The 24,298-nt window shown below is 58.1% G+C and carries 23 protein-coding genes and 1 pseudogene; 9 read left to right on the top strand and 15 right to left on the bottom strand.

Annotated elements, in window-relative coordinates; translation table 11 throughout:
- Positions 1–11: 11 nt before the first annotated feature.
- On the bottom strand, positions 12–935 hold the full coding sequence (locus tag DKB71_RS16855; protein ID WP_323609198.1) for a LysR family transcriptional regulator: 924 nt from the start codon (positions 933–935) through the stop codon (positions 12–14).
- Between the two features lie 366 nt (positions 936–1,301).
- On the opposite strand from DKB71_RS16855, the gene proP reads away from it, so the two are divergent.
- Complete coding sequence (gene proP / locus DKB71_RS16850; RefSeq protein WP_274075354.1) at positions 1,302–2,804, top strand: glycine betaine/L-proline transporter ProP; 1,503 nt, start codon at positions 1,302–1,304, stop codon at positions 2,802–2,804.
- Positions 2,805–2,897: 93 nt separating this feature from the next.
- Here the strand turns inward: proP and DKB71_RS16845 are convergent, their stop codons facing one another.
- Together DKB71_RS16845 and DKB71_RS16840 are read right to left on the bottom strand one after the other, a co-directional pair.
- Positions 2,898–3,719, bottom strand: a complete 822-nt coding sequence (locus DKB71_RS16845; RefSeq protein WP_408601113.1) for a ZIP family metal transporter — start codon at positions 3,717–3,719, stop codon at positions 2,898–2,900.
- Positions 3,720–3,931: 212 nt separating this feature from the next.
- On the bottom strand, positions 3,932–4,171 hold the full coding sequence (locus DKB71_RS16840; protein ID WP_408596014.1) for a hypothetical protein: 240 nt from the start codon (positions 4,169–4,171) through the stop codon (positions 3,932–3,934).
- Between the two features lie 185 nt (positions 4,172–4,356).
- Here DKB71_RS16840 and DKB71_RS16835 point away from each other — a divergent pair, with 185 nt between their 5' ends.
- From DKB71_RS16835 to DKB71_RS16825, 3 genes are all read left to right on the top strand, one after another.
- A complete protein-coding gene (locus DKB71_RS16835; protein ID WP_408596012.1) occupies positions 4,357–5,709 on the top strand; it encodes an SDR family oxidoreductase in 1,353 nt (450 codons plus the stop codon).
- Positions 5,710–5,833: 124 nt separating this feature from the next.
- Positions 5,834–8,239, top strand: coding sequence for a glucose/quinate/shikimate family membrane-bound PQQ-dependent dehydrogenase (locus tag DKB71_RS16830; RefSeq protein ID WP_408596010.1), 2,406 nt, complete (start codon positions 5,834–5,836; stop codon positions 8,237–8,239).
- A 103-nt stretch (positions 8,240–8,342) separates the two neighbouring features.
- Positions 8,343–9,641 (top strand): carbohydrate porin, encoded by a 1,299-nt coding sequence (locus DKB71_RS16825; protein ID WP_408596008.1) that lies wholly within the window; start codon positions 8,343–8,345, stop codon positions 9,639–9,641.
- Here the strand turns inward: DKB71_RS16825 and DKB71_RS16820 are convergent.
- The 3 genes from DKB71_RS16820 to DKB71_RS16810 all read right to left on the bottom strand — a co-directional run bounded on the left by DKB71_RS16820 (position 9,631) and on the right by DKB71_RS16810 (position 11,329).
- Positions 9,631–10,305 (bottom strand): dTMP kinase, encoded by a 675-nt coding sequence (locus DKB71_RS16820; RefSeq protein ID WP_408596006.1) that lies wholly within the window; start codon positions 10,303–10,305, stop codon positions 9,631–9,633. The two genes, DKB71_RS16825 and DKB71_RS16820, sit on opposite strands and share 11 nt — an antisense overlap.
- Positions 10,306–10,348: 43 nt before the next feature.
- Positions 10,349–10,618 (bottom strand): hypothetical protein, encoded by a 270-nt coding sequence (locus DKB71_RS16815; protein ID WP_408596004.1) that lies wholly within the window; start codon positions 10,616–10,618, stop codon positions 10,349–10,351.
- An 84-nt stretch (positions 10,619–10,702) separates the two neighbouring features.
- The gene (locus tag DKB71_RS16810; protein WP_408601112.1) at positions 10,703–11,329 is read right to left on the bottom strand and encodes a CoA transferase; all 627 of its coding nucleotides are present in this window, start codon (positions 11,327–11,329) and stop codon (positions 10,703–10,705) included.
- Positions 11,330–11,637: 308 nt separating this feature from the next.
- Here DKB71_RS16810 and DKB71_RS16805 point away from each other — a divergent pair, with 308 nt between their 5' ends.
- Positions 11,638–12,453, top strand: coding sequence for a DUF1206 domain-containing protein (locus tag DKB71_RS16805; RefSeq protein WP_408596002.1), 816 nt, complete (start codon positions 11,638–11,640; stop codon positions 12,451–12,453).
- A 37-nt stretch (positions 12,454–12,490) separates the two neighbouring features.
- The gene (locus tag DKB71_RS16800; protein ID WP_408596000.1) at positions 12,491–12,727 is read left to right on the top strand and encodes a hypothetical protein; all 237 of its coding nucleotides are present in this window, start codon (positions 12,491–12,493) and stop codon (positions 12,725–12,727) included.
- 2 nt (positions 12,728–12,729) lie between these two features.
- Here DKB71_RS16800 and DKB71_RS16795 read toward each other — a convergent pair whose 3' ends face one another.
- From DKB71_RS16795 to DKB71_RS16765, 7 genes are all read right to left on the bottom strand, one after another.
- A complete protein-coding gene (locus DKB71_RS16795) occupies positions 12,730–12,951 on the bottom strand; it encodes a hypothetical protein (RefSeq protein ID WP_408601111.1) in 222 nt (73 codons plus the stop codon).
- Between the two features lie 67 nt (positions 12,952–13,018).
- Positions 13,019–14,806 (bottom strand): thiamine pyrophosphate-requiring protein, encoded by a 1,788-nt coding sequence (locus tag DKB71_RS16790; RefSeq protein WP_408595998.1) that lies wholly within the window; start codon positions 14,804–14,806, stop codon positions 13,019–13,021.
- A 110-nt stretch (positions 14,807–14,916) separates the two neighbouring features.
- On the bottom strand, positions 14,917–15,918 hold the full coding sequence (gene cydB / locus DKB71_RS16785; protein ID WP_408595996.1) for a cytochrome d ubiquinol oxidase subunit II: 1,002 nt from the start codon (positions 15,916–15,918) through the stop codon (positions 14,917–14,919).
- 12 nt (positions 15,919–15,930) lie between these two features.
- Positions 15,931–17,307, bottom strand: coding sequence for a cytochrome ubiquinol oxidase subunit I (locus DKB71_RS16780; RefSeq protein WP_408595994.1), 1,377 nt, complete (start codon positions 17,305–17,307; stop codon positions 15,931–15,933).
- A 4-nt stretch (positions 17,308–17,311) separates the two neighbouring features.
- A complete protein-coding gene (locus DKB71_RS16775) occupies positions 17,312–17,758 on the bottom strand; it encodes a DUF421 domain-containing protein (protein ID WP_274075271.1) in 447 nt (148 codons plus the stop codon).
- Positions 17,759–17,766: 8 nt separating this feature from the next.
- Entirely contained in the window at positions 17,767–18,285 is a 519-nt protein-coding gene (locus DKB71_RS16770) for a hypothetical protein (protein ID WP_408595991.1), read from the bottom strand.
- Positions 18,286–18,294: 9 nt separating this feature from the next.
- The gene (locus DKB71_RS16765; protein ID WP_408595989.1) at positions 18,295–18,795 is read right to left on the bottom strand and encodes a CinA family protein; all 501 of its coding nucleotides are present in this window, start codon (positions 18,793–18,795) and stop codon (positions 18,295–18,297) included.
- Between the two features lie 268 nt (positions 18,796–19,063).
- Between DKB71_RS16765 and DKB71_RS16760 the strand changes: the two genes are divergently transcribed.
- From DKB71_RS16760 to DKB71_RS16750, 3 genes and pseudogenes are all read left to right on the top strand, one after another.
- On the top strand, positions 19,064–19,342 hold the full coding sequence (locus DKB71_RS16760; protein WP_323609215.1) for a hypothetical protein: 279 nt from the start codon (positions 19,064–19,066) through the stop codon (positions 19,340–19,342).
- Positions 19,343–19,469: 127 nt separating this feature from the next.
- Positions 19,470–20,603: an aminotransferase class V-fold PLP-dependent enzyme gene (locus DKB71_RS16755; protein WP_408595987.1), complete on the top strand. Its 1,134-nt coding sequence runs from the start codon at positions 19,470–19,472 to the stop codon at positions 20,601–20,603.
- 159 nt (positions 20,604–20,762) lie between these two features.
- Positions 20,763–21,056 (top strand): annotated as a pseudogene (locus DKB71_RS16750) (zinc-binding dehydrogenase); the annotation flags it as partial.
- 147 nt (positions 21,057–21,203) lie between these two features.
- Here the strand turns inward: DKB71_RS16750 and DKB71_RS16745 are convergent.
- Together DKB71_RS16745 and DKB71_RS16740 are read right to left on the bottom strand one after the other, a co-directional pair.
- Positions 21,204–22,283, bottom strand: a complete 1,080-nt coding sequence (locus tag DKB71_RS16745; RefSeq protein ID WP_408595985.1) for an RHS repeat-associated core domain-containing protein — start codon at positions 22,281–22,283, stop codon at positions 21,204–21,206.
- Between the two features lie 104 nt (positions 22,284–22,387).
- A complete protein-coding gene (locus DKB71_RS16740; protein WP_408595983.1) occupies positions 22,388–24,283 on the bottom strand; it encodes a sigma-54-dependent Fis family transcriptional regulator in 1,896 nt (631 codons plus the stop codon).
- Between the last annotated feature and the right edge of the window lie 15 nt (positions 24,284–24,298).

Genomic DNA, 24,298 nt, shown 5'->3' with positions numbered 1-24,298 from the left:
GCCGGCCACCGCTAGCTGATGATCGCTGGCTCATCAAGGGGCTGCAGCTCGCGGATCAGGTCGATAAGCAGACGCAGCCCCATCGGTAACTGCCGGTGACTCGAGTAGTACATGTGAAAACCAGGTGCGATGCTGGCCCAATCATCAAGAACAGTTGTGACGTACCCGCTCGCGATAAGAGGCGCCATGGCCGGCTCTGGCGCATACATCAATCCGGCCCCCTGACGGGCTAAAGACAGGCCGACACGGGTTTCGTCAATTGTAATCAACCCAGGAACCGCAATCGAAACTGCTTCCTCGCCCTTCTCGAACTCCCAGTCGTACATACAGCCGTTGCCCAAGCGAATGCGCAAACAGCGGTGCTTGAGCAAATCCTGCGGATGCTCTGGAACACCAAAGCGCTTCAGGTATTGCGCAGCGCCAGCCACGACCCAGCGAATGTCCGGCGACAAACGTTGAGCGATCATGTCCTCCGGAACAGTGCCGCCGTAGCGTATACCTGCGTCATGGCCTCCGCCGATAACATCGACGATCAGGTTGGTAACAGTCAGGTCAATCTGGATTTCCGGGTAGCGGTCGTTGAAGACGGGCAATACGGGGCCGAGCAACAGATCTGCGGCATCGCTGAGCAAGTTCAATCGAATACGACCAGTTGGCTCATCTCGGAAACGATTGAGAACCTCCATGGCCTGCCCCATCTCAAGCATGGGCTCGCTTATCAGGTTGTGCAGCTCTTCGCCCGCCGCAGTGAGGGTGACGCTGCGAGTGGTGCGATTGAGTAGACGAACGCCGATTCTGGTTTCCAGACCCTTGATAGCATGGCTCAAGGCGGAGGCACTGATCCCAACCTCTATGCCAGCTCGATTAAAGCTCTGATGGCGAGCAATTGCGAGAAAGTAGACAAAGTCTGCGAGGTTGGCGCGGCTTATATTCATGAGGCCTCACAACTTGGATTTGGGATGGAAGCCAGACCAGCGACCACGTCAGAGGATTCTACCGTCCACATAGATGTATATTTGATGAGTGTTTCTCATCAAATAGTCTCACTTTACTCATCAGTTGGGCGATCGCTGGTCAATGCATGGGACAACGAAGACTCTGATCAACACCACCGCGTTGACAGCCATGGCTACCAGCAAAAATAACCGCAAGATGTGAATTTTTTCGTGCCTTCCTGTATCTGATCAAAAAGAAGCAGTGCTATCAAAAAGATGGCATCGGTAAAGGCAAGCTCGTCTGGCCTGCGCCACACCGCAGCGCAGTGGTGTGCATCAGGACAAATCAGTTACAGGGTGGCTCGCATGAAATCACCTGAGAAAGCCGTTAATCCGATCGGATTGGAAGACATCACCATTGTCGACGACGCGAAAATGCGCAAGGCGATCACTGCCGCTGCACTCGGCAACGCGATGGAGTGGTTCGATTTCGGCGTCTATGGTTTTGTTGCCTATGTTCTCGGCAAGGTATTTTTCCCCGGTGCTGATCCCGGTGTGCAGATGATTGCCGCGTTGGCCACCTTCTCGGTTCCGTTCCTGATCAGGCCTCTGGGCGGTTTGTTTTTCGGTACGTTGGGCGATAAGTATGGTCGGCAGAAAGTCCTGGCGGCCACTATCGTGATCATGTCGCTCAGCACCTTCGCCATCGGGCTGATTCCGTCGTATGCCTCGATTGGCATCTGGGCGCCGATCCTCCTGTTGCTCGCTAAAATGGCCCAAGGTTTTTCAGTGGGAGGTGAATACACGGGTGCCTCGATCTTCGTCGCCGAATATGCTCCGGATCGCAAGCGCGGTTTCCTAGGCAGCTGGCTGGATTTCGGCTCTATCGCCGGCTTCGTCTTCGGCGCAGGTCTGGTCGTGCTGATTTCCACCATTCTCGGTGAAGAGCAGTTTGAGGCATGGGGCTGGCGCCTGCCCTTCTTCCTCGCCCTGCCCCTGGGCATGATCGGGCTCTACCTGCGTCACGCGCTGGAGGAGACACCGGCGTTCCAGCAGCATGTCGAGCAACTGGAACAGGGTGATCGCGAGGGCCTTGCCACTGGCCCGAAAGTGTCTTTCAAGGAGGTGGCCACCCAGCACTGGCGCAGCCTGATGACCTGCATTGGCGTAGTGGTGGCGACTAACGTCACCTACTACATGCTGCTCACCTACATGCCGAGCTACCTGACACACAACTTGCACTACAGCGAAAATCACGGCGTGTTGATCATCATCGCGATCATGGTCGGCATGTTATTCGTCCAGCCGGTAATTGGGCTCATCAGCGACAAGATTGGCCGCCGCCCCTTCATTATCTTCGGTAGCGTCGGCCTGTTCTTCCTCGCCATCCCGGCCTTCATGCTCATCAACAGCGGCAAGATCGGCCTGATCTTTTCCGGTTTGCTGGTGCTGGCTGTGCTGCTCAACTTTTTCATCGGCGTAATGGCTTCCACCCTTCCGGCGATGTTTCCCACTCACATCCGCTACAGCGCCTTGGCCAGTGCCTTCAACGTCTCGGTGTTGATCGCGGGTCTTACCCCTGCCGCCGTAGCCTGGCTGGTGGAAAGCACGGAAAATCTCTATATGCCGGCCTACTACCTGATGGTGATTGCCGTGGTGGGGCTGATTACCGGCGTAACGATGAAAGAAACAGCCAACAAACCATTGCGTGGTGCAGCTCCGGCGGCTTCCGACATTGAGGAAGCGCATGAACTGCTTCAGGAACATCACGACAACATCGAGCAGAAGATCGAGGACATCGACAAAGAAATTGCCGAGCTGGAAGCTAAACGCGAGCATCTCGTGCAGCAGCATCCGCGAATCGAATAACGCGGCGACTGGACGTGAGATCCACTGCCGGCACCCCGGGGGGGTGTCGGTGTTCCAAAATTATGAACCTGTCCCGACGAAACGGAGCGTGCCCTAGCCTAACGCGGTATCGAGAAACATCATCACGCCAAAACCCAACATCAGTCCCAAAGTGGCGGGCGTTTCATGACCGTTGCGATGCGTCTCTGGTATGACTTCATGGGAGACCACGAAGATCATTGCCCCCGCAGCAAGGCCAAGTGCGATGGGGTAGCCCAGGGCAAAGCCACTGGAAATGCCAAGGCCTACGAGGGCGCCAAAGGGCTCCATCAAGCCAGACCCCACTGCAATCAGTGCCGCGCGCAGCGCCGAGATGCCGGTCACCCGTAAAGCCATGGCGACGGCCAAACCCTCGGGTATGTCCTGGATGGCGATCGCGGTCGTCAGCGGTATACCGACCTGCATGTCGCCGGTGGCAAAGCTGACACCAATCGCCATGCCTTCCGGCAGGTTATGCAGGGTGATCGCCAGGACGAAAAGCCAGACTCGATTGATACGCTTGGCTTCAGGCCCGCGCCGGCCGGTTTTCTCATGTTCGTGAGGAACAAATCGATCAAGGCCGATCATCAATGCAACACCGAGCGCCAATCCCAGCACCACGATACTGGCCGCCAGCAAACCGTTACCGGTGAGTTCCTTGGCCGCTTCGATGCCCGGCAAGATGAGCGAGAAAGAACTGGCAGCCAGCATCATCCCTGCAGCGAAGCCAAGCATGATGTCCTGAGTGCGCGCCGCAATATCGCGCAGTGCAAGCGCGACGACAGCCCCCACGGCTGTCGCAGCAAAGCCCGACAGCCCACCAAGAAAAGCGAAACGCAGATTGTCCTTGTTGGCCCCGGCGAAAGCTCCGTAACCGCTGACCATCAGCACTATCATCACGGACAGTAGAGCCAGCCAAAACACCATGCCGCCCCATCCCGAACGGGTCAGCTGCACAAACAAGGCGCGTAAGGGGGCTACAAATGAAGAAGGCGGTTCCGACATGCAGGGCCCCTTACTTTCGTGTTGCGCGTTCAAGGGCGCATCCGAAGGTTCGAATTTTATGAGCGGTGACAAGCCCCGCTGGATACAGGGCTGGATCACGTTTTTTACCGGGGATCTTGCTGTCTGTCCATTACCGCATTGTCCGTTTCTTCACGCACCCGGTCGGGATCCAGTCCGGTGCTGTCATCATCAAGCGGACGCTCACCTTCGTTATCAGGTATCTCGTCTATGCCCTCCTCCTTCATCGGGTCGACTTCAGTGCGACCAGGACTCAGTGGATCGGGTGAAGTTGGCATCGGGTCGTCTTGTCCCGCACCGCCCTGCAACTTTGGATCATTATTCATACGCACCTCTCAGCACCCTCACCGTTGAGGATGTATAGCTTGGAGATGCTTCGAATTTCGAGCGTTCGATTTATCCGCGTACCGATCGTCGACGTCCTCCGGGGCAGCCATTGAGTCATCTCGATGGAACATTGCGCGAAGCGTCGTCCTCTATCGCAACACCAAGACACTCTGAGGACGCCGCCATGATCGATCCAAAAACCGGTATGAAGCCAGGCGAGCGGTATGTCGTCGAAAGCCTGGAGCGTACGCAACACTTTCCAGGATTCTTCCTCGATGGAAAGTATTACCTGGGGCCCGAGTTGATGACGACGGTCGGATGGCTGGAAGGACAGACGTTTTTTTACGATCAACTCGACCCTACCGGAGAACCGGTGTTTGCGAATCGGGTCGCTGGCACTATTGAAAACCTGACGCTCATCCTGGCAGATGGTGCACGTCTGAACCTGAACGAGGTGAGGTACAACGCTCGAGAAGAACCCACCCCACCCGAAGTCGATAAAAGTCCCGATGTGCTCGTTCACCCTGTGTCCTCGGCGCTCAATGAAAAACTGGTGGTGATCACGGGAGCTTCAAGTGGGATAGGTCGTGCAGCAGCCCATGCATTTGCTGACAAGGGCGCACGCTTGGTGTTGAGTGCGCGTGACGAGGCCGCACTTGATGACGTTGTCGAAGAATGCACAGCACGTGGCGCTTCAGCCCTGGCCGTGCGCACCGATGTCACGAACAGTGAGCAGATGCGCGCTTTGGCAGACCAGGCCGCTGTTTTCGGCGACGGACGCATCGACATCTGGATCAACAATGCCGGTGTCGGGGCGGTAGGCAGTTTTGAGGAAACGCCGCTGGAAGCGCATGAGCAAGTACTGCAGACGGACCTGTTGGGTTACCTGCGCGGCGCCTATGTGGCATGGCCGTTTTTCAAAGCGCAGAAACGTGGAATCCTGATCAATACGTTGTCACTGGGCAGTTGGGTTGCACAGCCATATGCCGCTGCCTATTCCGCCAGCAAGTATGGCTTGCGTGGTCTGAGCGAAGCGTTGCGCGGTGAACTGTATGACTATCCAGATATTCATGTCTGTGACATTTATCCGGCTGTCATGGACACCCCAGGATTTCGTGACGGTGGCAATTTCACTGGCCATGCGCTGAAACCCCCGCCGCCCGTTTATGACCCACATCTCGTCGCCGAAGCCATGGTGGCTTGCGCATTACGTCCGAGGCCGAGTACTACCGTCGGCGCAGCTGCAACGATGGCACGGATAGCGCATTTTTTGCTGCCGGGCTTTGCGTATCTGTCGGGCTGGTTGACTCGCTTAGGCTTGCAACACAGGCCGCAGACTCAGGCCACGTCGGGCAATCTGTTTACCCCATCGAATGCTCAACGCCAGGTTGAAGGTGGATGGCGAGTAACGACGCAAAGGCCCTCGCTCGCTGTCGTAGTGGGCGCGACGCTTTTGCTGGGTGGCTTGATGTTCGCTTTGAAGCGCCATGGTCGGCAGTCAGATCGGCCGCGAGGTAAAGGTCGCAAAGTCAGCTGAGGCGCGCAGGCCGTCGTTCAGGCGCGCCATTGAGCAACGAACTACGCTTCATTCAGAATTTATGGTTTAACTAGATAGTTACCTAACTATATAATGCCCCCCTCATTTCAACGGGACATTCAACGTGAAGCAGAGTCAACGCCTCTCGGGCGTATCAAAATTCATTCTGGTCGGGCTGGGCGTGATCATCACCCTCCTCGGCCTGGCGCTGGCTGCGGGCGGCGTGAAGTTGGTCAGCCTGGGAGGATCCTGGTACTTCCTGGTGAGTGGCCTGGTGATGGCCGTTTCCGGTCTGCTGATCGCTCGCTTCAAGACGGCCGGTGCCTGGTTGTTCGCCGCGTTTCTGCTGGGCACGGCGATCTGGGCGGTGAGTGATGCCGGGCTGGTGTTCTGGCCGGTCTTCTCGCGCCTGTTCATGTTCAGCGCCGTTGGCCTGGCGGTCACGCTGGTCTACCCGCTGCTCAAGCGTGCCAATGGTGGCGTGCCAGGTCGCGGTGCCTATGGCATCGCTGCGGTGTTGGCGATTGCGCTGGCGGTGGCGGCTGGCAACATGTTCGTTGCGCACCCGACTGTCGCCGCCACGGGCACTGGCCCGGGCCTGACGCCCGTCGAGCCAGCCAACGCGCAAAAGGACTGGGCGCACTACGGTAATACCGAGGGCGGTAGCCGCTTTGCTGCGCTGGATCAGATCAACCGCGACAACGTCGACAAGTTGAAGGTCGCGTGGACGTACCACACCGGTGACGTCGCCGAGAGCGATGGCAATGGCGCCGAAGACCAGCTCACCCCGCTGCAGGTCGGCAACAAGGTGTTCATCTGCACCCCGCACAACAACCTGATCGCACTGGATGCCGACAGCGGTAAGGAACTGTGGAAGAACTCGATCAACGCGCAGTCGAAAGTCTGGCAGCGTTGCCGTGGCATGGCGTATTTCGACGCCTCCACCGTCATCGCCCAGCCGAGCAATTCGACGATCATCGAAGCCAAGCCCGCGCCGGCTGCCAATTGCCAGCGTCGTCTGCTGACCAACACCATCGATGCCCGCCTGATCGCGGTCGATGCTGACACCGGCGAGTTCTGCCAGGGGTTCGGCAACAACGGTCAGGTGGATCTGAAGGCTGGACTGGGTAATGTCCCGGACAGTTACTATCAGCTGTCCTCCGCTCCATTGATGGCCGGCACGACTGTCGTGGTGGGTGGTCGCGTGGCTGACAACGTGCAAACCGACATGCCGGGTGGCGTGATCCGTGGTTTTGACGTGATCACCGGCGCCATGCGTTGGGCGTTCGACCCGGGCAATCCGCAGGATCGCAATGCGCCGGCAGAAGGCAGCACTTATGTACGCAGCACGCCGAACAGCTGGGCGCCGATGTCCTATGACCCGGCGACCAACACGGTGTTCCTGCCGATGGGCAGTTCTTCCACCGACATCTATGGTGTCGAACGCAGCAAGCTCGATCACACCTACGGCGCCTCGATCCTGGCGCTGGATGCCACCAGCGGTGAAGAACGCTGGGTCTTCCAGACCGTTCACAACGACCTCTGGGACTTCGACCTGCCGATGCAGCCGAGCCTGATCGACTTCACCAAGGACGGCAAAACCGTACCGGCGCTGGTCATCGGCACCAAGGCCGGGCAGATCTATGTGCTCGATCGTGCCACCGGCAAACCGCTGACCGACGTTGAAGAAGTGCCGGTCAAGGCGGCCAACATCCCCAACGAACCGTACTCGCCAACCCAGCCGAAATCGGTGGGCATGCCGCAGATCGGTGCCCAGCACCTGACCGAATCCGACATGTGGGGCGCGACCCCGTACGACCAGCTGTTGTGCCGTATCGATTTCAAATCGATGCGTTATGACGGTCTGTACACTGCGCCGGGCATGGATAAATCGCTGAGCTTCCCAGGCTCGCTGGGCGGCATGAACTGGGGCAGTATCTCCACTGACCCGGTGCACGGTTTCATCTTCGTCAACGACATGCGCCTGGGTCTGTGGATTCAGATGATCCCGTCGCAGAACAAAGGCCAGGCCACTTCCGGTGGCGAAGCGTTGAACACCGGCATGGGCGCTGTGCCGCTCAAGGGCACGCCGTATGCGGTGAACAAGAACCGCTTCCTGTCGGTGGCCGGCATTCCTTGTCAGGCACCGCCGTTCGGCACGCTGACCGCCATCGACATGAAGACACAGAAAGTCGCCTGGCAGGTTCCGGTCGGCACCGTTGAAGACACCGGTCCCCTGGGTATCCGCATGCACCTGCCGATCAAGGTGGGTCTGCCGACCCTCGGCGGCACCCTGTCAACGCAAGGTGGCTTGATCTTCATCGCCGGTACCCAGGACTTCTACCTGCGCGCCTTCAACAGCGGCAACGGTGAAGAGGTGTGGAAAGCTCGCCTGCCAGTCGGCAGCCAGGGCGGCCCGATGACCTACGTCTCACCGAAGTCCGGCAAGCAGTACATCGTCATCACCGCCGGTGGTGCACGCCAGTCGACCGATCGCGGCGACTACGTGATGGCTTACGCCTTGCCGTAAGCCGCCGTGCCCGCCTCACTGGCGGGCAACTCCTCTGTGCGCGGCACCTGCGGGTGCCGCGCCGCTTTGCGCAATCATTCAAGATTCCACCTGGAAGACTCACATGTTTTTGGCTGTTCGCTTTTCTCATGCACGCTGGCTCAACGGCTTACTGTTGGGCCTGACCTGCAGCGCCACCCTGCCCGCCTTCGCCGATACCGATTCGAACCTCTTGACCCGCAATACCCTGACCGGTGATTGGGGTGGTCTGCGCCACCAGATGGATCAGGACGGCATCAAATTCACCGGCGATTACAGCGGCGAAACCGCCTACAACGCCGATGGCGGCCTGCACCGTTCGGCCCGTTACTCGCAGAACATCAAGCTCGGCGCGCAGTTCGACCTGAGCAAACTGTATGGCGCGGATAACGCCGGCAAGATCCAGCTGACCATCAACGACCGACGCGGCAATAGCGCCTCCGAGGATCTGGTCGGCAACCGTCTGCCCATCCAGGAAAACTACGGCGGTCTCTACACTCGCCTGACTGAACTGAGTTACGAGCGCAGCCTGTTTACTCCGTCGCTCAACGTGAAGCTGGGCTATATGGCCATGGGCAACGACCTCGGTGGCCTGGACAGCGGCATTCTCTGCAACTTCATGAACGCCGGTTTCTGCGGCCATCCGCTGAACATGTCCGGCGGCAGTGGCTGGACCAACTACCCCAACGCCCACTTGGGCGTGCGCGTGAAGTACGACCTGTCGTCGTCCTGGCAGCTGCGCGTGGCGGCCTTCAATGTCGATCCCGAGAGCAACGGCAATTCCAGCCGTGCCTGGCACCTGGGCCCGAAACATACCACCGGCACCGTGGTGCCGATCGAACTGGTGTACAAGCACGCGGGCGAGTTGCCCGGCGAGTACAAGGTTGGCTACTACTACGACAGTTCCGATGTGCAACGCATCGGCAGCGATAAGGAAGTGTCCGGCCGCAGCGGTCATTACCTGCTGATCGATCAGGCCGTGTGGCGTTCGCAAACGTCCGAGGGCCGCAGCCTGCACGCCTTCGGCCAATACTCGGCGGCCAGCGAAGCGGCTTCACCGTTCAGCAAGTGGTACGGCACCGGCGTGGTGCTGTACAAACCGTTCGAAGGTCGCCCGCGTGACACCGTCGCCCTGGGTTATGGCCGAGCTGTACCTAACCCGCGCAGCCGCGATGTGCAGCAGGACGCCGCGCTGGCCAACGGCACAACGTTGCCGAACCTGGACAGTGCCGAACAATTGGTCGAACTAGGCTACGGCTACCAGGCCACTCCCTGGCTGACGCTGCGCCCGAATATGCAATACATCATCGAACCGGGCGCATTTTCCGGGCAGGACATCGACAATGCACTGGTGCTCGGTTTGCAGGTGAAAGCTACGCTCTGAACGGTCGATTTCCATCGCCAGTGGTGATAACACCATTGGCGGTGAAGTCCCGACCGCCAAGGACTTTATAAATCTCGGAAACCACCTGCATCGTGGCGTCTTCGATCGTTCCTTCATTTCGGCATAAAACCCAGCCGTGATCTGCAATCGCCCGCTCGAACGACTGGGTACAAGCGACCTGTTCTTCCAGCTTATGGATCACCGTACTGCTCAGCCCACGCCCTCGTGCCGCTGCCCTTGCCCATGAAATATCCGGTTCGGTGACAACGCCGACATGCAGGTCTGGCACTTGCACGTTTCGATCAATGTTCAACTGCAGAATCTCTGCAAACGGGACTATCCGGCGAAACGCGGCATCAGACGGGTACCAGCGATCGATCAGGATGATGCTGCCTGGTGGCTGTTTAGCCAGCACGTGCCGGGAAATCCAGCTACGGCTATCAGCCAGGCGCTCACAAACTTTCAACTCCAGCTCCCGGGTGGGATTTCTGACGAGCTTGTTGACGAGGGCCATTGTTTCACCCCTGTGGGGATCGCTTTTTTTCTCGCAAAGCCGGATCACCTTTCTGTTGTCTGCCCTCAGTGCTTTCGTAACGGCTTCCAACAGTGTGGTTTTACCGGTTCCCTTGGGCCCATCCAGAGAAACAAACAGCGGACGATTCATTCATCACTTAACGATTGATAGATTGATGAACACTCTAACCTGATTAGATCAAACTATGGCTGAGGATCCACGCATCCGCTGGCGATTCGTCAGGCCTGCCTGACCGGTTTTGCGTGATCACGCGTTGCGCTTGCGCAAGCTCGCCACTCTCATAGAGCACCAGGGCACGCACACTATCGGCTTGCGTGCCAGCCGGGGCAAAACACTCCAGGCGCAGGCGCGCCGTCGCCAGGCATCCCTGGCTCAGGTCGATGAGGCTTTCCAGCGCGGTCGCCGCGCAGGCCAGGTCATCCACACCCTGCCCGATCGCCACGGACAGCCTGCACCTTGCCTCGTCGAACCGCCCGAGGGCCATCAGGCGCGAGGCCGCCCGCAGGGTGATGGCGACGTCCAGAGGTTACGGCTTCCAGACGGCCGCAAGATCGCCGACGTCGAGTGCGCTCATGATCCCTGCCGTGTGCTCGCCACGCGCCGGGATCGAACCTGGTACCTCGACCCGACCATCGAACCGTGGCGCGGGACTGGTTTGCAACAAGCCGTCGCGTTCGAAGTACACGCCCCGCTCCACCATATGGGGGTGCTGCGAGGCCTCGCGGGGGCTCAGGACCGGGGCGAAACACACGTCGGTGCCTTCGAGCAGGTCGCACCAGTGTTCCTGCGGCTGGCTGGCAAACACTTCGGCCAGCAACCCGCGCAGTTCCTCCCAGCGGCTCATGTCCCACTGTTTGGCGAAACGCGGGTCATCCTCCAGGCCCAGCTTGTTCAGCAGCAGTGCATGGAATTGCGACTCCATCGAGCCCAAGGCCACGTACTTGTCGTCGGCGCAGCGATAGGTGGCATAGAAATGCGAGCCGTCGTGCACGCTCTTGCCGCGCTGTTCCTTGAGCAACCCGCGACCCTGCAGCGACAGCATCAACTGCATCATGTGCGCCGAGCCGTCGACGATGGCCGCGTCGACCACCGTGCCCTTGCCGGTCTGCCGCGCATTGAGCACACCGGCCAGGATGCCGATCGTCAGGTACAGCGCACCACCGCCGATATCACCGATCAGGGTGATGGGAGACGACGGCGCTTCGTTGGCTGTGGGAGCCAGCCTGCTGGCGATCGCGTCGGGTCAGTCAACCTGGATGTTGAAGCTGATGCCCTCATCGCCAGCAAGCTAGCTCCCACAGGAGATCTGTGGTGGCTGCAGGACTTGCGTACGCTGAAGATCACACTATGGGAGCCAGCCTGCTGGCGAGGCGTCGGGTCAACATCGTCGAAACGAGTCGGTTTATCGAACCCCTCCCGAAGCGACAGGTCTTATCCTATATACCTCCTCGGAATAATCCAATGTCCGCTCAACACACCCTTGTCGTACTCGCTCGGGGCGGATATGCCGCTCGGGGCGTCCTGTATCTGATCATAGGTATCTTCGCTCTGCTGGCGGCTCAAGACTCGACAAAACCCAAGGACAGTCACAAAAGCCTTGAGGCACTGTTAAGCCAGCCTTTCGGTTATGTCCTGGTAGGACTGGTGGTGGCGGGCCTGATCGCCTTCGCCGGGTGGCGAATATTGCAAGCCATTCGCGACGTCGATCATCACGGTTCGAAACTCAAGGGGTTGGTGATTCGTGCAGGTTTGTTGGCGGGAGGTTTGATCAACGGCGCTCTTGCGTTTTTTGCATTGGGCCTGCTCATCAGCGGCGTCAGAAGCTCAGGCAATTCCGCAGGTGGCGAGACAAAGGATCTACTGGCCCATCTTTTATCCTGGGATCACTCAAACGTGCTGGTCTACCTCGTGGCGCTGGTCCCACTCGGCGTAGGCATTGCTCACATCATCAAGGGATGGAAGGCCTCGTTCGAGAAATATTTTGAGGCTGATGAGGACGTGATGCGCTACGTACGACCGGTGGCTCGTTTCGGACTCATAGCCCGAGGCGTGGTGTTTATCGAGATAGCCCTGCTGCTGGCAATCAGCGGCTCCCGTTATAAAACCGCTGATCCTCCAGGCATGAAGGAGGCCCTTGATGCGCTCCAGAACCTGCCAGCCGGGGTTTTGATCCTGATGGTGATGGCATTTGGTTTGATTGCCTTTTCGGCTTACAGCTTTTCCGAGGCTGCCTGGCGCAAGATAAACATGGATGTGCCGGGAGTATCGGGATCCTAGTCGCTACGGGATGGCAATTCAGTAGGAGGTAAGGCGTTTGGCCTATCTTGATTGGGTTCAATGGCCGGCGATGGTTGTCACTGTGCTGGCCGCATGGCTGATCGGATCTCAGCAGCCAAAAAGGCGAATGATCGGGTTCGTTTGTTTCAGCTTAAGCAATGTGTTGTGGGTGATTTGGGGCCTGTATGCACACGCCTACGCGCTTATCGTCCTGCAGATTTGCCTCTTCCTCATGAACCTTCGCGGGTTTAAAAAGAACTATAAAGGGCAGTAGAACTAGTGTTCCCGGGACGTTCGGGAGCCGTAAAGATTCTTTCTGAAACCTCGGGCATTCATGCCCAGGAGTACACACTCAAGGACGATCAACGCCTGAGCGTTGGAGTGTAGCCCCCAAACAACCCACAAAACATTGCTCACGATGAAGCCCCAAAAGGCGATCATCCGCCGACGTGGTCGTTGCGAACCAATGAACCAGGCCGAGATCACTGTCACAATCATCGCGGGCCATTGCAGAAAATCGGCGTATTCCAAGGTATTTCCCTCCGCTCGCTCCCGCAGTCACCTCTTACTTCTTGTGCGGTAGCACCGCTCCCAATACCTGCTTGGCGGTTTGCAAGATCACCCCGGCCTCGTTCGGGTCACCCTTGAGCAACGTCGTGGCAAACTTTTTCGCCTGTTCGAGCTTGATGTGTGGCGGCAACGGCGGCACGTCGGGATCGGTCTTGAACTCGATCAGCACCGGAACATCCGAGGCCAGCGCCTGTTCCCAGGCGGCGGCGACGTCTTCCTCGCGGTCTACGAAAATTCCTTTCAGCCCAATCGAAATGGCGAACAGGTGGTACGGCACGTCTGGAATGCTTTGCGATGCCTCGAACTTCGGATCCCCCTCCATCACCCGTTGCTCCCAGGTGACCTGATTGAGGTCCTCGTTGTTGAACACCGCACAGATCCATTTTGGGCTTTCCCACTGTTGCCAGTATTTGGCGACGGTGATCAGCTCGGCCATGTTGTTCATCTGCATGGCACCATCACCCACCAGCGCAATCACCGTGCGTTCGGGAAACGCAAACTTCGCCGCAATCGCATAGGGCACCGCTGCGCCCATTGAGGCCAATCCGCCGGAAAGCGAGCACTTCATGCCGCGACGAATTTTCAGATCGCGGGCGTACCAGTTGGCGCACGAACCGGAGTCGCTGGTGATGATCGCCCGCTCCGGCAAACGAGGTGACAGCTCGTAGACCACCCGTTGTGGATTGATCGGTTTGGCTTTGACCATGGCGCGTTTTTCCAGGGTCTTCTCCCAACTACCGCGCCAGCCTTCCACTTTTTTGCGCCATTTGCGTTCGGTTTTCTGTTCGAGCAACGGCAGCAATGCAGCAAGTGTTTCTGCAGCATCGCCCACCAGGTTGACCTCCATGGGATAACGCAAGCTGAGCATGTCCGGTTGCAAGTCGATCTGCACGCCGCGCGCCTGCCCTTCTTTGGGCAAGAACTCGGAATACGGGAAGCCCGAGCCGATCATCAGCAAGGTGTCGCATTCGCTCATCAGCTTGTAACTGGGCTCGGTGCCGAGCAAACCGATACTGCCGGTGACCCAGGGTAAATCGTCGGGCAGTGCGGCTTTACCGAGCAACGCCTTCGCCACACCGGCGCCAAGCTTCTCCGCCACCGCAATCACTTGATCGGTGGCCTGCAGCGCGCCGGCCCCAACCAGGATCGCGACCTTCTGTCCCGCGTTCAAAACGTCTGCCGCTCGCTGCAGATCCACCTCGTAGGGCACCACTCTCGGCTTGCTGTAACCAACGCCCGAATGCGCCGTGCCATGGGCACGGGCCGGCGCCTCATACTCAAGATCTTGCACATCATTGGGCAAAATGATTGCCGTCACGCGCCGTAAACCGATGGCAGTGCGCACGGCCCGATCGATCAAGTGCCGTATTTGCGCCGGCGCCGAAGCCTGCTGGACAAAGGCTCCGGCGACATCCTTGAACATCGACAACAAATCGAGCTCTTGCTGGTAATGGCTGCCCAGCGCCGTGCGCGCCTGCTGGCCGACGATGGCCAGCACTGGCATGTGATCCATCCGGGCGTCGTAAAGCCCAGTGATCAAGTGCGATGCGCCAGGGCCCGAAGTGGCAATGCACACGCCCAACTCACCGGTGAACTTGGCATGCGCCGACGCCATGAAGGCAGCCATTTCCTCATGCCTGGCCTGAACGAATTCAATCTTCCCCTTGGCCCGGCTCAGCGCTCCGAACACGCCATTGATGCCATCCCCTGGATAACCAAAGATCCGGGTCACACCCCATTCGCTGAGCCGTTCAATCAGAAAGTCGCCCACTGTCGTCGTCATGTCGTTCCTCGCCTTCAACCCGTGCATCGAGCATTTCCGACAGAACATCCCGTCGGAACGTGTAAGGGTCTGGACACTCGGGTGCAGATCGAAGTTCTGCCGGATGTCAGTCAGTCGCGTTGAACTCGTACCTTCCCGCTAAAGACGCTGAAGCCATAGGTGTTGTAGATGAGCGTTACCGGGATCAGCACCGCGAAACCGACCAGCATGAAGATCTGGCTGTTGGGGCTTGAGGCAGCCGCCTGCAAGGTCAGCTGCGGCGGCACGATCATTGGAAAGAGCGCCGCGATCATCAATGCAAACGCCACTATGAAAACGCCCAATGCACAGAACAGTGGCAGAAAATGACGACGGCTTCGAAACCCCAGGACAAAACCAATCGGCAGTGCAACCAGCAGCGTCATGGCCGGCATCCACACCTGGGGATCTCCCAGCCGTTGTGCATAGCGAGTATCCAAAGTCGCCGTCCAGGCCACCAACAGGCTCAACAACACGATGGTGACGGCCGCCAGCCTCTTAGCCTGCAAGCTGGATCGCCTCTGGAGTTCCCCTACTGTGCGCCAATAGAGCCAGCAAGCCCCCAACCACGTATACCCCACCACGAGCACTGCACCACAGAACAGCGGGAACGCGTTGAGCCACTCCGCGCCATCACCACTGTATTGGCCGCCATGATTCGGTACACCTTGTACGAGGGTTCCCAAGATGATTCCCTGTGTCCCGCCGGCCAGCAATGAACCGCACGACAGCAATCCATCGACCATGCGCTTGAGACCATCGCTGGGGGCGTAATCACGAAATTCCAACGCTACGGCGCGCAGAATCAGCGCCAGAAACATCAAGATAAATGGCCAATAAAGCGCCGGAAGCAGGATGGCGTAAGCCAACGGGAACAACGCCAGCAGACCGCCTCCTCCCAGCACCAGCCACGTTTCGTTGGCATCCCAGATCGGCAAGATTGTCACGGCCATCGCCCGTCGATCCTTACCGCAAGGCGTAAGTCCCATCAGCACCCCGACGCCCAGATCAGTGCCGTCGAGCAGCACATAGTTCATCACCGAGAAGGCCAGGGCCGCGGCAGAAAGCAGGACGATCCAATCAGTGTCCGGCATGGATTGAGCTCCTCAGGATTGCCCTGTCTCGTCTGCCAGCGTCGGTTGCGGCCCGGCTTCACCCTTTCGCGGTGGCTCGCGCAAAATTCGCAACAGCACCCAGAGACCGATACCGAAGATCAGCAGGTAAAACACCAGGATCGTCCACGTTGCGCCTATCACCTGCTGGCGCGACACCGACGACAGGCTGTCAGCTGTGCGCAGCAAACCATAGACGGTGAAAGGCTGGCGACCTACCTCTGTCACTACCCAGCCACAAAGCATCGCGAGGAATCCAGCCGGGGCCATCAGCACACACCCGCACAGCATCCAACGCGCGGTGTACACCCTATGGCGCCAGCGCAACACCAAACTGGTCAGTCCCTGCCCCACCATCAACAGCCCCAGACCCACCATGAACCGAAACGCGAAAAACACAATCGGCACCGGCGGAATGTTTTCAGGAGGGAATTCGTCCAGCGCGGCGATGGTGCCCGTCAGATCGTGCCGCAGGTACAAAGAGCCAACACGAGGAATCGCCACTTCCCAATGATTCCGTCGTTCGGTCATGTCGGGAATGGCAAACAGTCGCAACGGTTCACCCGCGCCGTCAGGCGGACGCGTCCACGAGCCTTCAATAGCAGCAACCTTCAGAGGTTGGACCTTGAGACTGTGTTGCCCATGCAGATCGCCCACCAGGATTTGCAGAGGTGAGAGTACGACGATCATCCACAACGCCATGGAAAACTGAAGGCGTGCTCTAGGGTTTTCCGGCTGCCGCAATAGTTGCCAGGCGCTGATGCCGGCCACCAGGGTGGCGGTGCCGAGAAACACCGCCAGCGTCATGTGGGCCAGCCGATAGGGAAACGATGGATTGAAAATGATCGCCCACCAGTCCTCGGCCATGAAGCGGCCATCAGGGCCCAGGGTGTAACCGGCGGGCGTCTGCATCCAGGAGTTGGCCGACAGGATCCAGAACGCGCTGATCAATGAGCCCACGGCAACCGCACAGGTGGCGAAGAAATGCAGACGAGGGCCGACCTTCTTCAGGCCAAACAGCATGATGCCCAGGAAGCCCGCCTCCAGGAAAAAAGCGGCAAGCACTTCGTAGAACATCAACGGGCCCAGGATATCGCCTGCCTGGGTGGACAGGCGCGACCAGTTAAGTCCGAACTGGTACTCCAGAATCAGACCCGACGCCGTGCCCACCGCCACATTGAGCGCGAATATCTTGAGCCAGTAGAGGTAAACATCCAGATAGATTTTTTGCCCGCGCCACAGCCAGAGACCTTCCAGCACCATCAAAAAATTGGCCAGCCCGATGGTGAGTGCAGCCAACACGATATGAAAGCTTATGGTGATCGCAAACTGAGCACGCGCAGCCATCAGCGCCGAATCAACGGTGTCCATGCCCTCAACGCTCTAACGGGATGACAGAAATCTTGCCGTTGCGCTCCAGGATCGCAAACTTGATCTGGTCAATGGTTTCTATGCCTTGGCTTGAGCGGGCCGCTTCCATCACATCTGCTTCGACCAGCCGGGCATGCCGTAGGCGCTTACTTAAAAGCTTTCCGTTTTCAACGATGATGGTAGGGCCGCCATCAATGAGTTTTGACACCCAGCCCGAGCGCTGCTTGAGCAGTGAAAGGCCGACATCGATGGCGATCAACGTGACGATCACCAGGACAGAATTCGTCAGGGAAAAGTCATCCCCCAGCAATGCCTGCTGCGTGGCTTCGCCAATGATCATCAACAACACAAAATCGAATGTCGTCAGTTCCGCCAGTGAACGCCTGCCGGCGATCTTGAACAGCACCATCAACACCAGATACATCGCGAAGGCACGCAATACCGAATCCATATATCACCTCAAGGGAAAATGAATTGATCCATGGCCACAGGTGCCGCGCCTGGTGATGACACGCGGGTACTGAACAGTCCCAATCCGTCACCACGCAACGTCATATACAGATTCGCGCGTCCTTGGGCATCCGCTTGCAGCCATAGCTTCATACCCTCCCCGACACTGCTGGCGCGGCCTGGCTCCGGCAGCATTGACTCGATGCTGAAACCATCCAGTAACGCCCCGGATAGCTCGAGCTCGACCATCGCATCCGGCGCGCCGACTACACTGATCACCATTGGATTGGTCGAACCGTTACGGTGAAAAACCTCGTACTGCACTCTGAGTCTGCCATCGCTGCCCTTGACGTCTCGGGAGCTCATCGGCCCGCGTGAAAACATTCCGCATAATCCCAGCACAACCAACAGCACCAACACGTACCAACCGCATCGCTCGAACCGCCAAACCTTGATCTGACAGGCCATGTCTTCACGAACGGGATAGTCTCGGTTCTTGTAGTCGTCGTGGCTGCCTTTATCACTCATGGCATGTTCCTACCCTCGTTCACCCGCCAGTGCGCGGCGGTGGAAGTCCGGTAAATGCTTCAACGCGTATTCGGCGGCTTGGCGCTGCACCTGGCAACGAGTGTCGAAAAAACGATGTTTACGACTGAACACACTTCGGCCCTGCTCCGATTGAAAAGCCCAGGCGAAGCAGACTGTTCCTGCCGGAATACCATCGATATCTTCCGGACCCAATATTCCAGTGGTCGCCACGGCAACATTGGCCGTGCTGTCGTACAACGCACCCAGGGCCATCTCTCTGGCGACCTCGCAGCTGGTGAGATTGAAGGTCTCGATGGTCTGGGGATTGACTCGCAATAGACGCTGCTTGGCTTCAGGGGAATAAACCACATAGCCACTTTCGATCAGCTCACCGCTTCCCTCGATCTCCGACAAAAGCGTCACAATTTTTCCTGCCGTACACGACTCTGCGGTTGTGAGCACAAGATTGTGCTCACGAAGATAATCAACAGTCATGGCTGCAATGGACATCACATTTTTTCCGATGAGGTCTTCGCAGTTGACCCTTGCAAGGCTCGTTCATTCCAAGTTCTGCTCACGGGACATGTACTTCCCTGTTTCGAGCGAATGCGCTGAGTGCTCAAAAAACAGGACGATTTGATAAAGTCAATAAAATCAAATAGTTAAAATGCCATGAAATAGCTTTGAATTTTTTCGTGCACTGCCACTCTATGAGCAAATGGAGGGGAATCCATTGATGGACCGCCTATTTTGTGAGCAAACCAGTGTAGGAGGTTTCATGAGCGCGCAGCCAATTGAGTACTCTTTCGAGGTCTATGAGGAGTCTTTCGCTAATGCCCCTGTCTGGAGCGTTGAAGCAACAACGCCCTTCCCGGCTGTGTCGATAGGTGATCGTTTCAATCATCTGGGCCTTGAGGTTGCCTGGGGCAGAACGGCCTCCGAGGAAGAGGAATATCGAGTAGTCGACATCGACCATGTTTTTTCGAATAGCGCAGGCAAGCTTGCTTACAAAAGCAGGGTGAAACTGATGCTGACACACCGCAACCAGGTATTTTGAATAGCCTGGTCAACGCCGTGATGCCAGCCGCTCGACAGAAATCTCAATTCAATCCCGCGCCGCTTGTCATTTGCCAAGGCTTAGGGCAGGGTCGATACCACCGAGATTTCTGTCAAAGGAGTCACCCATGTCAAAGCTATATCCCAGTATCGATCCCGAAGGACTGGTCGAGTACTCAGTGGTCTACACCGACCGCTCGCTCAACCACATGTCGCAGTCATTTCAAGGCGTGATGAAAAACATTTCCAAGACCCTGAAACAGGTATACAACGCCCAGGGTGTTGCGGTGGTCCCGGGCAGCGGCACATTCGGCATGGAAGCGGTGGCGCGTCAGTTTGCCACCGACCAGCGATGCCTGGTGATACGCAACGGCTGGTTCAGTTATCGCTGGAGCCAGATCCTTGAGATGGGCAACATCCCGGCGGCCACCACGGTGCTCAAAGCCCGACCGCTCGACACCGGTCGCCAGGCGGCCTACGCCCCCCCCCCTCTGGACGAAGTGCTGGCAGCCATTGAGGCGTCGAGGCCACAGATTGTCTTCGCCCCCCACGTTGAAACCTCATCAGGGATTATCCTGCCCGACGAGTACCTGCGGGCCGTCGGCGACGCCGTGCATGCGGTGGGTGGCCTGTTCGTGCTGGACTGCATCGCCTCAGGCACGCTTTGGGTCGATATGCACAAATGCGCCGTCGACCTGCTGATCAGCGCACCGCAGAAAGGCTGGAGCGCCTCCCCTTGCTGCGCCCTGGTGATGTTCAGTTCCCTGGCCCTCGCGCGCATCGAGAAGACGCAAAGCAGCAGCTTCGCCTGCGACCTGAAAAAGTGGCTGCAGATCATGCAGGCCTACGAACAGGGCGGACATGCCTACCATGCGACCATGCCCAGCGATTCCCTCGCGCGATTCAACGAAGTGATGAAAGAGACGCAAGCCTACGGTTTCGACAAGGTCCGCGACGAACAGCAGGCGCTGGGCGATCGGGTGCGCGCCATGTTGACCGGCAAAGGTTTCAAAAGCGTGGCCGCCGCCGGCTTCCAGGCTCCTGGCGTCGTGGTGAGCTACACCGATGATGCCGACATCAAGAACGGCAGGAAATTTGCCAACCATGGCCTGCAGATCGCCGCCGGAGTGCCGTTGCAATGCGACGAGCCGGCCGACTTCCAGACCTTCCGCATCGGTCTGTTCGGGCTCGAAAAGCTGCACAATATCGAGCGCACGGTCAGCACCCTCGAGCAGGGACTGGACGAGGTGATGGTTGACTAAGCCCTCATAACGATTTAGCCAATCTGTTGCGTTGACCGGTTGAATCCACAGCCAATAGCGGACATTCAGTCCCGCTATTGGCCAATCATCAGGCCTCCCTATTCCGAATCTTCAATTGACCTTGTTCGATTGCGGCAGCTGCCATTTGCCCAAGAGCCGATCGTGGACATTGCGCAGCCACAAAACGTCGTTCAGGCCTGGGGCAAGAACGCGAGTTATCACTTCGTCTTCACCAGGCAAAACCGCGGCAAGCTTGATGAGTTGAGCGCACTGGTAGAGCGCGGTCGGCTTCGACCACACGTTGGCGCTGTCTATTCGCTTGCCGACCTTGCGCTCGCCCATGCCCGGCTGCACGGAAAAGGGGGCGGATTTATTTTCGGAAAAAAAGAGGTCGAAATAATAAATCCGTCCCCTTTTCACCTTTTCACAAGTCCATGCGCTTCGGATCATTGAGGTCGATCAAAGCGAGGCGACTTGCGAGACGCAGGTGTGGTGCTTCCCCGTGTCCTGGATTTTCACTCGGCAGGCGACTTTGCAGTAAAGCGCTGTGTGTTCCACTTTTGTCCGCCCCACAATCAAACTGTGCAGCTGGTAAGGTAATCATGACTTTCGGATGTTATTAGCGACGTCCTCGTATGATGGAGGCGCGTCGTGGTATGACGGAGTATCACTCAGGGAGTAAAGAGGGCGAGAGTGAGGCGGAACGTTCGCTAAAGCCATGATTCTATTATAAGTCATTCGATTAGCTTGATCCAGGGTTGGGCTAATACCGCGATACACCGATAACGACTTACGATCCGTTTCCATATCCATTAGGCGATAGTCCAATACCTGAAGCCTAAAGTCTCTACTCTTACTTCCGAATTGTGCCAACTCAAAGTTATTCATCATTGCGACTTCAGGAGAACTGGCCATGTTAATACGGTCTTTAAGTCCATCCATTAATGTTTTTTGTCTATCCAGTTCCTTGTTAACGGTTTGATTGAATAGATACTTCTCAGGGCTCGTTTTTTCCAATCTTGCCGCTTCCCTTATTACATTATTGCCGCCCAATGCCTTTTTCATTTTACCTAATTCATGTACAAACCAGTGATCATCCAAGGTGAAGTCAACTGGCGACTTCAACATAGCCACGAGATTTTTTAATAGCGCATGCCCTGTTGGATCCACCCTGTTGATTGGGTCTCCTTCACAGTATGCATAAGCGTTTACTCCCCCCTTCCCAAACGGACTCCAACTGTCCGGGCTGTTAAACCGCTTCAGCACGGCGTTGAATTGGCGATAGCCATTACCCAAATGATAATGCCCTGTCACCGGATCCGGCGGTTCGCCGTTGAAACCGAGCAGGCTGAGCAAGCCGTGTCCTGGAGAGCAGTGGCCGTAAGGTGTGTAGGCAAGAGTACGATGCGGCGCTGCGTCGAGTGTGTTCAACACCGAGCGTTGATGATCGGTGATGAGCATGGTTGTTGCTACTGTGCCGCCCTTGCACTGTTGCTGCGCCAACAGTTGACCGTCGTATTGAAAGATTGAATGCTGCACCAAGTCTTGGATCTGGGTAACCAGGCGGCTTTTTTGATAGAAGCGTCGGGTACTTGCCTTCTCCGTTGGCGTGCAAAGGACCAGGCGATCCAGTGCGTCATAGTGGTAGCGGCAGAGCGGGGTTTCGCGGTTCGTTCGCATTGGGTCGGGCTCCCTGAAAGGTCCGTCGTTTCAAGCTACTAGTCTTGCGCAAAGTGGCCAGCGCTGCCTACTGGCAGAACTGCTAGTCCTGAAGTCATCTGCATTCAACCAGGTCGTGAAATACCGTGATGGCGCAGTTTGCGATAGAGCGTATTGCGACTGATCCCCAGGCGGGCGGCAACATGGGCGATATGCCAGTGTTCCGCCTCGATCAACTTCAGTAGCGTCTGCCGTTCGGAAAGTCCAAGCGGATTTTCGGCCAGCGCGGCTGACGCTGGCGCTGCCGGCAGCAGCTCCGCCAGGTCATCCAGCGTGACACGCCCCTCCCACGCCAATGCCACCAGTGTGCGCAGGCACGTACGCAACTGTCGGACATTGCCTGGCCAAGGCTGCGCCAGCAAGCGCTCCCTGACACCCGCTTCCAGCCGAACCTTCACCCCTGCTGCCTCCTCGCGCAGCAACAGGTCGAGCAATCGGCCCTTGTCTGAACGCTCGCGCAACGGCGGGAGCTGCACGGCGAAGCCGGCAATGCGATAAAACAGATCTTCGCGAAAACGCCCTTCGGCCACACAGGCTTGCAGATCCTGGTGGCTGGCACTGACGAGGCGTATGTCGAGCGCACGGGCCGTCGCGCCGCCCAGCGGCACCACCTGGCGCTCCTCCAGCACACGCAGCAGGCGAGTCTGTAACGCCAGTGGCATATCGGCGATCTCGTCGAGAAATAGAATGCCGCCATGGGCCTGTTCCAGCTTGCCGATCATCCCGTCCTTGCGTGCGCCGGTGAAGCTGCCGCCGCGATAGCCGAACAGCTCGCTCTCGATCAACGACTCTGGAATGGCCGCGCAATTGATCGCCACAAACGGCTGGCTCGCCCTGGCGCTGGCGCGATGCAGCGCCGCCGCAAAAGCTTCTTTGCCGGTACCGGTTTCGCCCTGTAGAAACACCGGTACATCACGCTCCAGAACACGCAATGCGCGCGCAAAGCCGCGTTGCAGGCGCGGGTCTTCCAGGCACACGTGCACGTCGTTGATCCTGGGAATTGCAGGCGTGACTGAAGGCTCGTGGCGCAAGGGTTCGCGCAACTGTCCGTAGAGCAGGCGCCCATCCATCAGGCGCATTGGCCAGCAGACACTCGGCTGAGCGCTGGCCTGACTCATCACCTGATCGATGGGTGTTTCCAGCAGCATCGTCAGCGATTGTCCAAGCACCTGCTCACGGCTGAGACCCAGCAGCTCCAGCGCAGCCTGATTGACTGAGCAGATACGGGCACTCTCGTCGAAACCGAGCAGGCCTTCGCCCAGCAGCCCAACGAAACCGGCCTCAGGATGAAAGCGCAGCAAGTAGCGCTGCGGATCATGCCCCAGGAAAAAACTGCTCTCGATCAACCTGGCGGACAGGTTGGTCAACGCCATGGCCTTGAAGTGTTGCGCCAGACTGTGTTCCTCCCGCACCGAGGAGAGGTTGAGCACGGCAAGCAATTCTCCGCTCGCATCGAATAGCGGGCTGGCCGAACACGTCAGGCCGACGTGCTTGCCGCGGAAATGTTCATCACGACGGATGGTGACGTGCTGCCGCTCGACCAGGCAGGTGCCGACACCGTTGGTACCCTCGCAATCCTCGCTCCATACCGAACCGAGCCACAGTCCGGCACGCTGGAACTCGGCGCGTTCGGAGTCGTTGAACACACTGTCGATCGCCACACCGCGAGCATCGGTAAGCAGCACCACGTGGCCGTCACGCCCGAGCTGCTGGTGCAAACTGCTCATCTGCCAGTGCGCCACGGACATGATGCTTTCCAGCGGCGCGCGGTGATCCTGCAGGCGTGGGTGCTCCACTACATTAGGCGCGCGGCGGCTGGCGGGATCGAGCTGATGCTGATCCAGGCAACGGCGCCAGGACCGTGTGATTGCCAGGTTGACGGGAGTGTCGTGGCTGGCGGGCGTGCCCTGCACGGCTTGGAGCACTTGTTGTGCATGGGCGTTGATCAAGGCCGGCTTCATCGTTCTTGTTCTCCG

Source organism: Pseudomonas sp. PLMAX (assembly GCF_046042685.1).
Classification (GTDB): Bacteria; Pseudomonadota; Gammaproteobacteria; order Pseudomonadales; family Pseudomonadaceae; genus Aquipseudomonas; species Aquipseudomonas putida_AE.
The sequence above is the reverse complement of the archived record's forward strand: the minus strand, read 5'-3'. Positions and strand labels throughout refer to the sequence as shown.